The 12,222-nt window shown below is 53.1% G+C and carries 11 protein-coding genes and 1 pseudogene; 3 read left to right on the forward strand and 9 right to left on the reverse strand.

The features are described 5' to 3' along the window. Positions 1 to 99 precede the first annotated feature (99 nt). From J9253_RS03215 to J9253_RS03225, 3 genes are all read right to left on the reverse strand, one after another. Entirely contained in the window at positions 100 to 2,355 is a 2,256-nt protein-coding gene (locus tag J9253_RS03215) for a nitric oxide reductase activation protein NorD (protein WP_210223274.1), read from the reverse strand. Between the two features lie 93 nt (positions 2,356 to 2,448). After that, positions 2,449 to 3,252 (reverse strand): CbbQ/NirQ/NorQ/GpvN family protein, encoded by an 804-nt coding sequence (locus tag J9253_RS03220; protein WP_028488883.1) that lies wholly within the window; start codon positions 3,250 to 3,252, stop codon positions 2,449 to 2,451. 87 nt (positions 3,253 to 3,339) lie between these two features. After that, positions 3,340 to 4,719 (reverse strand): ribulose-bisphosphate carboxylase, encoded by a 1,380-nt coding sequence (locus tag J9253_RS03225; protein WP_210223275.1) that lies wholly within the window; start codon positions 4,717 to 4,719, stop codon positions 3,340 to 3,342. Positions 4,720 to 4,885: 166 nt separating this feature from the next. Here J9253_RS03225 and J9253_RS03230 point away from each other — a divergent pair, with 166 nt between their 5' ends. The 3 genes from J9253_RS03230 to J9253_RS03240 all read left to right on the forward strand — a co-directional run bounded on the left by J9253_RS03230 (position 4,886) and on the right by J9253_RS03240 (position 6,510). Continuing rightward, positions 4,886 to 5,809, forward strand: coding sequence for a LysR family transcriptional regulator (locus J9253_RS03230; protein WP_210223276.1), 924 nt, complete (start codon positions 4,886 to 4,888; stop codon positions 5,807 to 5,809). A gap of 90 nt (positions 5,810 to 5,899) precedes the next feature. After that, entirely contained in the window at positions 5,900 to 6,124 is a 225-nt protein-coding gene (locus J9253_RS03235) for an AbrB/MazE/SpoVT family DNA-binding domain-containing protein (protein WP_207251415.1), read from the forward strand. Further along, positions 6,121 to 6,510, forward strand: a complete 390-nt coding sequence (locus J9253_RS03240; protein WP_210223277.1) for a type II toxin-antitoxin system death-on-curing family toxin — start codon at positions 6,121 to 6,123, stop codon at positions 6,508 to 6,510. Before J9253_RS03235 ends, J9253_RS03240 begins: the two co-directional genes overlap by 4 nt. 2 nt (positions 6,511 to 6,512) lie before the next feature. Here the strand turns inward: J9253_RS03240 and J9253_RS03245 are convergent. The 6 genes and pseudogenes from J9253_RS03245 to J9253_RS03270 form a co-directional block, all read right to left on the reverse strand. Then, positions 6,513 to 6,728 (reverse strand): annotated as a pseudogene (locus J9253_RS03245) (HVO_A0114 family putative DNA-binding protein); the annotation flags it as partial. 64 nt (positions 6,729 to 6,792) lie between these two features. Next, complete coding sequence (locus tag J9253_RS03250; RefSeq protein WP_210223279.1) at positions 6,793 to 9,135, reverse strand: VWA domain-containing protein; 2,343 nt, start codon at positions 9,133 to 9,135, stop codon at positions 6,793 to 6,795. Between the two features lie 21 nt (positions 9,136 to 9,156). After that, entirely contained in the window at positions 9,157 to 9,969 is an 813-nt protein-coding gene (locus J9253_RS03255) for a CbbQ/NirQ/NorQ/GpvN family protein (RefSeq protein WP_210223280.1), read from the reverse strand. A 31-nt stretch (positions 9,970 to 10,000) separates the two neighbouring features. Continuing rightward, positions 10,001 to 10,261: a hypothetical protein gene (locus J9253_RS03260; RefSeq protein ID WP_228291494.1), complete on the reverse strand. Its 261-nt coding sequence runs from the start codon at positions 10,259 to 10,261 to the stop codon at positions 10,001 to 10,003. A gap of 129 nt (positions 10,262 to 10,390) precedes the next feature. Next, positions 10,391 to 10,747 (reverse strand): ribulose bisphosphate carboxylase small subunit, encoded by a 357-nt coding sequence (locus tag J9253_RS03265; RefSeq protein ID WP_210223282.1) that lies wholly within the window; start codon positions 10,745 to 10,747, stop codon positions 10,391 to 10,393. A gap of 34 nt (positions 10,748 to 10,781) precedes the next feature. Beyond that, positions 10,782 to 12,203 (reverse strand): form I ribulose bisphosphate carboxylase large subunit, encoded by a 1,422-nt coding sequence (locus J9253_RS03270; RefSeq protein WP_210223283.1) that lies wholly within the window; start codon positions 12,201 to 12,203, stop codon positions 10,782 to 10,784. Positions 12,204 to 12,222: the final 19 nt, after the last annotated feature.

Below are 12,222 nucleotides of genomic sequence, written 5' to 3' on the forward strand. Positions count from 1 at the left end.
GAGGTAATAAAGAAAAGGGCGGTTCGTGGTTAACGGATCGCCTTTTTTGGCTTGCTGGCAACCATACATCAACCATCCCTATTTGTGATAGAAAAAATACTACCCCGTCAACGTCACAAACACCTGCGTCATCCGCTCTGGCAACCGCTGCACATTATCCACCACGGTCACGCGCTTGCCGAAAATATCCCGCACATATTCATCCGCTCGCGGATCAAGGCTAATGCAATAGCTGTAAATGCCTTTCTGATCCAGCTCTTTCACCGCTTGGCGCGTATCTTGCGTCAATAATTGCGGGTCATCCACGTCAATATCCGACGGTTCGCCATCGGTTAAAATCAGCAGCAGCTTTTTATCCGCCTGTTGATGCTCCAGATAATGCGCCGCATGACGCACCGCCGCGCCCATCCGCGTCGAATACCCCGCCTGCATCGCCGCCAGTCGCCCCTTCACCTCATCGTTCCAATGTTCCTTGAAACCCTTGATGTGCTGGTAGCGCACCTCGTGCCGCGTATTGGACGCAAACCCCGCAATCGCAAACGGGTCGCCCAACGCCTCAATCGCATACGCCAGCAACGACACCGCTTCCTGACTCAGCTCCAGAATGCTTTGCGTCGCGCCTTCCGGCACTTCGCTGATCGAGGCTGACAAGTCCAGCAACAGCATCACCGCAATATTGCGCCCGTCATGTTTGTGGCTCATGTTGATGCGCGGATCAGGATTCGCCCCACCCTTGAAATCAATCAGGGAACGGATCGCCACATCCAAATCCAGCTCGCTGCCTTCTTCCTGATAGCGTACCCGCGTGTAATTTTGCGGCTTCAACAAATCCACAATCTGTTTCAAACGCTTCGCCAGCGCCGCGTGTTTCTGCAACAGCGCATCAATCACCGCCGGATTACCAGACGGATGCAGGCTTTCATACACGCTTGTCCAATCCGGGCGGTAGGTTTGGGTGCTATAATCCCACTCCGGGTAATGGCGGGGTGGCAAGCCCTGAATTTCCTGATTTTGCTCAGATTGCTTGCGTTCCTCGAAGGCTTCTTCCTCGTCGCCTTCCTCGATGAATTGCCACAAATGGCGGTTGTCATCGCGGTAGCCAATCGCGGTATTGTTAAAATACACGTTCGGCAACTGGTCAGATTGCAAGCGCGTGCGTGCTACAAACGAAATCGCCAGTTGCACCATATCGGCAGTGGTGGCATTACCTTCCAACATCTTTGCGCGGAATTTGCCCGCAAACTCATTGATCTGCACGTTCTGGTAGCCATGTGCGGGGTTTAACAGCGCCCACGAAAACATGGCCAACCGATGCCGGAAGCACGATTCCGTTTGCGTGTTGCATTCATCTTCCTGTGGAATCGGGTGCAAGGCCATGAATAGCCGCCGTAAACCGGGGTATTCCTGCATCGCCAAGTATTCCACCCGGCTATCTTCCAGCCGCTCAATTGCCATGCGCTGTTGCGGGCTGAAATTGTCCGCCACCACTTTTTTCGTCCAGCGTTGATGTGCTGCCATGTGTGCCAACACCGCGCGGTAACGGTCAATACCGCTTACGCCCTGCGCGTCGTCGAATACGTCAGGAATACGTATCCCGAAGTCGTCAAAATACGGTTGTTGCTGGCGCATATCGCGGAAATCGACCGAATAAGGCACTAAGTATTCAGTATTTTCCCAGCAGGCTTTCAAATACAGGTTCAGCTTGCGCTCGTGGTGGGTAAACAGTGTGCCGTGGCGTTCGTGCTGCAACATCGCCTTGCTGTCGGCGGATTCCAGCGCGAAATATTCTTCCTGCCGTTGCGGGTGGCTGCCGTAGTTGCGGATGCCGTATTCGATCCAGTTTTTCAAGCCGCCCAGAGCCAACTGGCTCATCAAATAGGGCATTTGCCCCAGCAGTTTGGGCAAGCCGGGGCTGGGAATGGTGGTGTGGAAACCGTGGATCGAGCCGGTGGTACGTTCCATCATGTCGAACACGATGGCGATGTAATTTTCCACCAATTCGGCGCTGCTCATACGGCGGCAGGCTTCCGGCAAGGCTTGTAGGAAGGCGGGAATGGAACGCCCGTTCGGGGTGCGCGACATTTTCCACACCGCTTGGCTGACTTTGCCCAGCAAGCCTTCATCGCCGAGCCGGTGCACCAACATCGGCATTTCTTCCAGATAAGTCAGCACGGGGTCGAAACCGCGCCCGATTTTGCACACCAACGACGCACCGTCGAGGTAGTCGTTGATGCCTTCCTCACTCAACAGGGCAATGGCATCCTGCATACAAGCGGCAAAGGCTTCATCTAACTGCTTGAAGTTGCAGCTTAGTTGGGTGCGATAACGGGCGATGGTGTCGTCAGTGGTGTGCATAAAATGACTCCCGAACAGGGCGTATGCAATACGCCCCTACAGATGGCGATTCCCGTAGGGGCGTATTGCATACGCCCTCTTGGGTTATTTTAATCACCCAAAAATCGCGTCAATCGCGTGGTTTAAGGTGCTGCGAATGTCCGCGTCATCGGTAATCGGGCTGACCAGTGCCATGCGGCAAGCATCGCCTGCGTCAATTCCATCACGCATCAAATTCGCGGCGTACACCAGCAAACGGGTGGAAATGCCTTCATCCAGCCCGTGGCCTTTCAGGTTACGCGCGGTGTGGGCAATTTTCACCAGCTTATCAGCCATTGCAGCATCCACACTGGCCTCTTGCTGCAAAATGCTGGATTCCAGCTCGGCTGACGGGTAGTCAAAATCAAAGGCTACAAAACGTTGTTTAGTAGACTGTTTTAAATCTTTCATCAGGCTTTGATAGCCCGGATTGTAGGAAATTACCAACTGAAAATCAGGGTGCGCATTCACCAGTTCGCCTTTTTTATCCAGCGGCAAGGTGCGGCGGTGATCGGTCAGGGGGTGAATGACGACGGTCGTATCTTGGCGTGCCTCAACGATTTCATCGAGGTAGCAAATCGCGCCAATGCGGGCGGCGGTGGTCAAGGGGCCATCCAACCAGCGTGTGCCATTGGCTTCGAGTAAATAGCGTCCGACCAGATCGGAGGCGGTCATGTCTTCGTTACAGGCCACGGTGATCAGTGGCTTGCCGAGTTTCCACGCCATGTGTTCGATGAAGCGCGACTTACCACAACCCGTCGGGCCTTTCACCATCACGGGTAGGCGGGAACGGTACGCGGCTTGGTACAGTTCGACTTCGCGTCCGGTGGCTTGATAAAAAGGCTCTTGCTGGATGGTGTATTGGGTAGCGTCGGTCATGGGTGGGATTCCTGACAGCATGTTGGGAAGAGTGGAAAGGGCGAAGGGTGCGTTTGCACCCCCCACCTTACTGTGGTTGCTTGCGACTTATTTATGTACGCCCAGCTTTTCGCGCCAGCCTGGGTAGATCTTGTCTGCATCGCCAGGGAATGACTCGAATGCGCGAGCAAATTCTTTGTGCTCTTTCGCGAATTCGATTGGGTCAGCACCGGCTTTCCAGCACTCATACGATTGACGCAAGGAAATTGCACCAGCCGCTGGGCTGTCAATGTGACCGTAAGAGCCACCACCGGAAGTGTTGATAACGTTACCGTGACCGAGGTTCTCGAAGAAGCCTGGCAGACGTAGCGCGTTCATACCGCCCGAGATGATGGGCGTGGTTGGCTTCATGCCATACCATTTTTGGAAGTAGACTGGCCCTTGGCACTCGTCACGTTCGATCATGTACGCGATGTTTTTATCGCTGTTTTCGCCTTCCATTTTACCGTAGCCCATAGTGCCTACGTGGATACCGGAAGCACCTTGCAGACGTGACAGTTTCGCCAGTACAAACGCAGTGTAACCACGCAGTGCAGAGGGGGAAGTGATCATGCCGTGACCCGCGCGGTGATAGTGCAGGTATTGGTTAGGGTACTGGCGACGTGCTGTCGTGATCATGCCAGGGCCGCCAACGAAGCCGTCAACCAGGAAAGCAACTTTGTCCGCATCCGGGCCAAACGCTTCGAGGATGAAGTCAGCACGGGCGCACATTTCATAATGATCGTCAGCGGTGATATTGGCAGAGAACAGTTTCGCTTGACCAGTTTCGTCTTGTGCACGTTTCATTGCATCATAAACGAGTGGGTAAACTTTCTTGGCAGGGCAGAAAACTTGGTTGCCTTGTGGTTCATCGTTCTTGATGAAGTCGCCACCCAGCCAGAACTGGTAAGCAGCCGCTGCAAACGGTTCAGGGCGCAGACCCAGTTTAGGCTTAATGATTGTACCCGCGATGTAACCACCGTTAACCACTGGACGACCCAGAATACGCCACATGTCCGAGATGTCTTTGGATGGGCCATCGAACAACTGGATAGCACGCTCAGGCACATAGAAGTCATGGATTTTGGCGTGCTTGATGTCGCCCATGCCTTGGTTGTTGCCGATAATCAGCGTCAACAGTGATACGACCATCATGCGACCGTCGGTGATGTTACGGTCGAACAAGTCCAGTGGGTACGCGATACGCATATCTTCAGTGGCTTCGTCGATGTAGTACACCAGTGCGTCAACGCCTTTGGTGAAGTCATCCGTGGTGGAAACTTCAACGTTAGTGCCGGTAGAAGATTCAGCCGCGAAATGCGCAGCCGCTTCCAAATAGCCATAACCCGGCTGTGGCATCATTTTGTAAGCAACCAGAATGTGCTTACCACCCGCGATCAGATCTTCTTCTTTCAGGCTAAGATCTGCGTAACGTCCAGATTGGTCCATGACTCTCTCCTCAATGTGAGTAAAAAATGCTGCAATAACTTTCGATGTCCACAACTATAAGTGATACTTAAGATAAGTGAAACTCATTTATTCTTACTTAAACATCAGTCTTTGTTATGTTATGCTGATGGCAAGAAACCCTGAATTTCCGAGTAAATGAGTCAAGATGCACATCTCCTTCCGCCAGATCCAGATCTTCCAGACCGTTGCCCAGACGGAGAATTTCACCCGGGCAGCAGAATTGTTACACATGACCCAGCCCGCCATATCGATGCAGGTCAAACAATTAGAAGAAAACGTGGGTTTGTCGTTATTTGAGCGCCAAGGCAAACGCATTGTGATGACGGCAGCAGGGCGGGCGATGCACACTTACGCTTGCGAAATTTCCGCCAAGTATCAGGGCATGGTGGAAACGCTGGAAGAGTTGAAGAATGTGCATCAGGGGTATATTAAGGTATCGGCGGCGAACACCTCGATTTACTTCATTACTCGAATGCTGGCGGGCTTTTCCGAGCAAAATGAAGGTATTACCGTTTCCCTGAATATCACCAACCGCAAAACGCTGGTGGAACAGTTGCAGAATTATGACGCGGATTTGGTGGTCATGGGCGAACCACCCGCCAACCTTGACCTGCATTCGCAGCGGCTGATGTGTAACCCGCTGGTATTGATTGCACCGGCGAATCATCCGCTGGCGGGGCAGAAAGATATTCCGGTATCTGCCATTATCGGCGAAAAGTTTGTGGTGCGTGAGCCGGGGTCGGGAACGCGGGCAGCGATTGAACGTTTCTTTGCCGAACACGGGCATACGTTTTCGAGTACGCTGGAAATGGGCAGCAATGAGTCGATCAAATATTCGGTGATTGCTGGGTTGGGGTTGGGGATTGTGTCATTACACAGCATCCGGCTGGAACTGGAAACCCATTCGCTGAGCATACTGGATGTGGAAAATTTCCCGATCCAGCGTTATTGGCATATTGTGACGCGGGAGGGGAAGTGGCTTTCCCCAGCGGCGCAGGCGTTTAAGGAGTATGTGATTGCGGAAGCGGCGAATTATTCGCAGGATTACCAGCGGCTTTTGTTGGTTTAATGATCCATCTTGAGCGACATATCGCTTGCGCTCCACCCAGCCTATACTTACACTGGCGTTATTACATTCGTACTAACGGACAACTACATCATGCTCCAAGTCAAACTCACCGCTATCGGCAACTCTGTTGGCATTGTCCTTCCCAAGGAAGCACTGGCAAAACTGAAAGTGGGCAAAGGCGATAACCTGTATCTGGTGGAAAGCCCGGAAGGTTTCACCCTGACCCCCTATCAGCAGGATTTCGATGAGCAAATGCAGATCGCCGAAAAAGTGCTGAAGAAATACCGCAATGCTTTCCATGAGTTGGCAAAATGACTGAACCGAGATGGGTGTTGGCGGAGGTTACGCTGGCAGTGCATCAACTGTTGCTAGCAGAACACGGCGGTAGTCCGGGTATTCGTGACAAGTCGCTGCTGGATTCTGCGCTCGCCCGCCCCCAGCAACGGTTAGCTTACGAACCGGATTCAACATTGTTTGAACTTGCCGCTGCCTACAGCTTCGGCATTGCTAAAAATCACCCGTTCATTGATGGCAACAAGCGGGTAGCCTTGGCAGTGGGGGCGGTTTTTCTGGAACTCAACGGTGTTGAGCTGGATGCTCCCGAACCCGAAGCAGTCATCATGTTTGAGCAATTAGCAGCGGGAAATATTGCAGAGGCAGCGCTTGCTGAGTGGTTTGAGCGATCATGTGTAATTGAGTAGCTTTAGGCAGTAGCTTGCAGCATAAAATCAGCGTGGATGCTGCTATAGGGGAATAGCACGCCATCGTCTGATTTTTTCAACAAGCCAGCATTGAGCAAGGTGTGAATGTCGCCGTGTACGGCTTTCACATCACGGTTCACTCGCCGCGCCACTTCACGGATAGATAGAACGCCGCATCCGGTCATAGCTTTGAGGATTTCCCAACGTTTGATTGTTAGGGTCTGCCAGTGAGTCTTTCAACGTGCGGACATCAAGTATGACTGTGTTCATCGCGCCACCTCATTACTTCGTCAAACTCGCAAACAACAACGGCAACTGTTCCGGCAAACGATCCACATGGTCAATAACCGTGTAGTTGTTCTGCCCGAAAATCCTTTTCACATAATCATCCGCATGTGGGTCTAACGTCAGGCAGTAGGTCAACACACCTTGCGTATACAACTCTTCCACCGCCTTCTTGGTGTCAAGGCGCAGATGTTGCGGGTCGCGCTCGTCAATATCCGCCGGTTCGCCATCCGTGACCAGCAGGATCAGCTTACGGCGTTCCGGTTGCTTGAACAAATGGTGTGCGGCATGGCGCAAAGCCGCACCCATACGGGTCGACAATCCACCTTTCATGCCTGCCAGTCGTGATCTGGCTTCATCATCAAAATGCTGGTTGAAATCTTTCAAGCGGTAATACTGCACATCATGCCGCCCATCAGAGGCAAAGCCATGAATCGCATACGGGTCGCCGATTCCCTCCATCGCCGTCGCCACCAGCGTCGAGGCTTCGCGGGTCAGTTGCAGCACGCTTTTGTCAGAACCCTGCATCGGTTCATTGGTCGATTCAGACAAATCCAGCAAGACCACCACGGCCAAATCACGGCTTTTCAGCACATTACGCATGGTGATACGCGGGTTAGGCTGCTCGCCCATGCGGATGGAAATCATCGCATCGACTGCCGCATTGATGTCCACTTCGTCGCCGTCTTCCAGACCACGTTGACGTTGCACACCTGCCGGAGTCAGCAAGTCGATAATCTGCTTGATGCGGTGCGCGACGGGGCGGTAAGCATCCACAATATCGCGAATATCGTCCGGGTCGCCGCGTTTCTGGCGACGTTCGTACAGCGTCACCCAGTCCGGGCGGTGCAATTGGATGTGGTAATCCCACTCATGGTAGTGGAATGGGTCAGAAATCGGCTCTCTCCCCCACATCTGATTGAATGTTTTGGTGTTATCGGTCAAATCATCTTCATACGGGCGCATTTCGGTGGCACACGTCCAGATTTCCTGCGCGTCATCCCCCGCGAGTTCGCAATCGACTTCATTGGCCATTTCGATCACGCTGACCTGACGGCGTACTTGCTGTTGGCTGGCAGGCACGTATTCAAAGCCTGTTTCCCACGCAAATTCCTCATAGACCCACACGAAGCGGTTATCGTCGCGGAACGGGATGCGAATCCGCTCCAAAATCCGCAAACTCGGCACTTCGCGGCGGCTGGTGAACAGGTTAAACAGCTCAACCCCCATGCGCCATGCAAAATTCGGGTCATCCTGTTTTTCAGCAATGTTAGCGTGGAAGTTCTCCGCAAATTGCTGCAATTCAGGGTCATCACCGCGCACGTTAGCATCCAACAGCATCAGCGCCAGATGTTCCAGCAACAGCATGGTGGGGTGTTCTACCTTGCCGTCGTATTCTGCGGTCAGCAAGCGGCTCCACAAGGTTTTCAGACCGGGGAAGGCTTGCGCTGCCTTGTATTCGACCCGCGCATCCTCCACAAAGCCGATGAAAAACATCTGTGCCGGGCTTAACTGTTCTGCCGACAATGCTTTGTTGGTGTACATCAAATGCGCAGCCATGTGCGCGGCGGTGGCGCGGTACAATTCCAACCCCGGAATATCGCCGATGTCATCCACCGCATCCGGCATGTGGAAAATCCGGTGCTCAATGTATGGGCGGAAGTCGGTGTAATCAGCACCCGTCGGGCGTAAAAAGAAATCCCGCGCCCACAATGCTCGCAGGTAAAAATTCAGTTTGCGCTGGGTTTTGACGAACAGCACCCCGCGCCGTTCTTTCTGCAAAGTGGCGCGACTATCCGCCGATTCCAGATTAAAATACTTCGTTAGGTTATTGAAATCACGGCGATAAGCTTGCGCCCCGAAATTCGCCCAGCGGCGCAGGCCGCTCAAGGTCAACTTGGAAAGCAATTCATCCAGATGCCCAAACATCGGGCGTAACCCGCGTGCGGCAGTAGAGGAAAGTTGGTGGATCAGGGTTAAATAACCACGCACCAGTTCCGCATCACCCAAATGACGCGAAGCCGTTGGCAAGCTCGACAGCAGCAGGGCAATGACCTCGCCCGAGGCCATCGACGACAGTTTCAGTGCGGCGGTGACGCAATCGGGGATAATGTCTTCGCCGCATTCTTTGGCAACTTGAGGGATTTCCTGCAAATAGGTCAACACCACATCGTTGCCGCGACCCAATTGGCACAGGGCTTTCGCACCATCCAGATAGTCTTTCACGCCAGCGGGCGACATCATGCGAGAGGCTTCCTGATAGGAGGCATCCAGCACCACACGCACTTCCGGCGTTATTTTTTCCAGAAATTCCTGATACTCTTCAAGATGAATCGCCATAACCTGCCACCATTTTACTGTTTACCCAAAGAACGTTTGTACTGCTGCATTCAGCGTATCGCGCATGTCTGGGTCGTCAGTCAGCGGTGTTACCATGGTCATGGTACAAGCGGCTTGCGGTGCAACGCCTTTGCCGATTAATTGTCCTGCGTAAACCAGCAAACGGGTGGAAATGCCTTCGTCCAGACCGTGACCTTTGAGGTTACGCGCACGGTGGGCAATTTGTACCAGCTTCGCGGCTGTCTTTTCGTCAACGCCGGATTCTTTGGAAACGATAGCCACTTCAATCGCTTCGCGCGGGTAGTCAAAGTCGAGTGCACCGAAACGCTGCTTGGTGGATTGTTTCAAATCCTTCATCAGGCTTTGATAGCCGGGGTTGTAGGAAATGACCAACTGGAAATCGGGGTGCGCTTCGATCAGCTCGCCTTTTTTATCCAGCGGCAGGGTGCGGCGGTGGTCAGTCAGTGGGTGGATAACAACGGTGGTATCCTGACGGGCTTCCACGACTTCATCCAGATAGCAGATTGCGCCCATGCGAGCCGCCGTTGCCAGCGGGCCGTCTTGCCATTTGGTGCCATCTTTATCCAGCAGGAAACGCCCCACCAGATCGGATGCCGTCATGTCTTCATTACACGCCACGGTGATCAGTGGGCGCTTTAAGCGCCATGCCATGTGTTCGACGAAACGTGATTTGCCGCAACCGGTTGGGCCTTTCAACATCATCGGCATACGTGCGCTGTAAGCGGCTTCGTACAGGGTAATTTCATCCCCGACCGATTCGTAGTAAGGCTCGTTTTTTACGACGTACTGGTTTGGATCAACAGATGCAGACATGGGAAGTCCTCTTGGAAATTATGCTGGGAATTTATTTATCGTCTTCGAGTTCGTGTTCGCCACACCAGCCAAGTTCGCGGGCCTTTTCGATCGCAGCCCCGTGAATGCGTTGGTGACGTTCGGCAAGTTCGGGCGGTAAGCGGCTGACCAGGCAGCCATATTTGTCCCACTCGGCATTGACTTTTTGCAGTACAGAGTCAATCCCGGCTAGGTTCCAGCCTTCACAGGTTTGCGTTTCGGGTAAAACACCAAATACCCAGGCGTCACGGATAATTTTACCGATAGTGGTCATACCACCCTGGATATCCTTGTCAAGGCCTACGTATATACTGGGTTTGTTCATGATGCGCTCCTGATAGGGATGGAGAACACAGTGCCAGAAAACCAGCACCGTGTTCCAATATAAAACTAAGGCTTTATACTATACGGTCTTGCCACGGTAAATAACCATGGAGGCACCTGCACATTGTGCATAGTTGTCCAGACCCAGCAGACGAACGTGGTTGTTCGGGTGTGCGGCGTGGCAGTTGTTGAGCTCTGCCAGGATGGCGTCAACGTTGGTTTCACCGAACATGGGCAGTTTCCACATGTACCAGTAGTTGCCGAACGCATTAGCTGGTTCAGTGTGCTCGATCGAAGGGTTCCAGCCCTTGTTCACGATGTACTGAATCTGCTTGCGGGTTTGATCCGCATCCAACGATGGCAGGTAAGAGAAAGTTTCAAACTTGCGGCTGTCGGCATTGCTCAAGCTTGATTTGTAGTCTTGTACATCACTCATGTGAGTTACTCCAAAATAGGTTTCAGATAATCAATTACTTGTGTGATACGTCAAGTTTGTCAACGGTATCGAACTCGAACTTGATTTCTTTCCAGGTTTCCATGGCGATTTTCAGTTCAGGGCTGGACTTCGCTGCGTTAGTGAGGATGTCCTTGCCTTCTTTTTCCAGTTCACGACCAGAGTTACGCGCTTCGACGCAAGCCTCAACCGCGACACGGTTGGCTGCTGCACCGGCTGCGTTACCCCAAGGGTGACCCAGAGTACCACCACCGAATTGCAGTACGGAGTCATCACCAAAGATGTTAACCAGCGCAGGCATGTGCCAGACGTGGATACCACCGGAGGCAACCGGGATGACGCCCGGCATGGAGCCCCAATCTTGGTCGAAGAAGATACCACGTGAACGGTCTTCCTTGATGAAAGAGTCGCGCATGATGTCGATCCAGCCCAGAGTGGCTTCACGGTCGCCTTCCAACTTACCCACAACGGTACCGGAGTGCAGGTGGTCGCCGCCTGACAGACGCAAAATCTTGGTCAGCACGCGGAAGTGGATGCCGTGGTGCGGGTTGCGGTCAAGAACCGCGTGCATCGCACGGTGAATGTGCAGCAACATGCCGTTGTTTTGGCACCATTGCGCCAACTGGGTGTTGGCCGACAGACCGCCCGTCAGGTAGTCATGCATGATGATCGGTGCACCGATTTCTTTCGCGTATTCAGCGCGGCGCATCATTTCATCAGAAGTCGGTGCTGTAACGTTCAGGTAGTGACCTTTGCGTTCGCCCGTTTCGGCTTCAGCTTTGTGGATCGCTTCCATAACGAAGTCAAAACGGTGTCTCCAGCGCATGAACGGCTGTGAGTTAACGTTTTCGTCGTCCTTGGTGAAGTCCAGACCGCCGCGCAGACCTTCGTAACACGCACGACCGTAGTTCTTTGCAGACAGACCGAGTTTCGGCTTGATGGTGCAACCCAACAGTGGACGACCATACTTGTTCATGATGTCACGTTCAACTTGGATACCCTGTGGTGGGCCATTACAAGTCATAACGTAAGCAATTGGGAAGCGGATGTCTTCCAGACGCAGCGCACGCAGGGCTTTAAAGCCGAATACGTTACCCACCAGTGAGGTCAGTACGTTGACGACGGAACCTTCTTCAAACAGGTCGATGGGGTAAGCCACGAATGCGTAGAAGCAAGTGTCATCGCCGGGTACGTCTTCGATCGCGTAAGCGCGGCCTTTGTAGTAATCCAGGTCGGTCAGGAGGTCAGTCCAAACCGTTGTCCAGGTACCGGTGGAAGATTCTGCTGCAACCGCTGCGGCAACCTCTTCACGTGGTACGCCAGCTTGTGGAGTGATTTTGAAGCAAGCGAGGATGTCGGTTTCTTTCGGTGTATAATCCGGCATCCAGTAAGTTTCGCGGTATTCTTTAACACCAGCGCTATAGTTCTTAACTGCCATGAAGTAAGTGCCTCCAACG

This window comes from Thiothrix litoralis, assembly GCF_017901135.1.
Lineage (GTDB): Bacteria > Pseudomonadota > Gammaproteobacteria > Thiotrichales > Thiotrichaceae > Thiothrix > Thiothrix litoralis.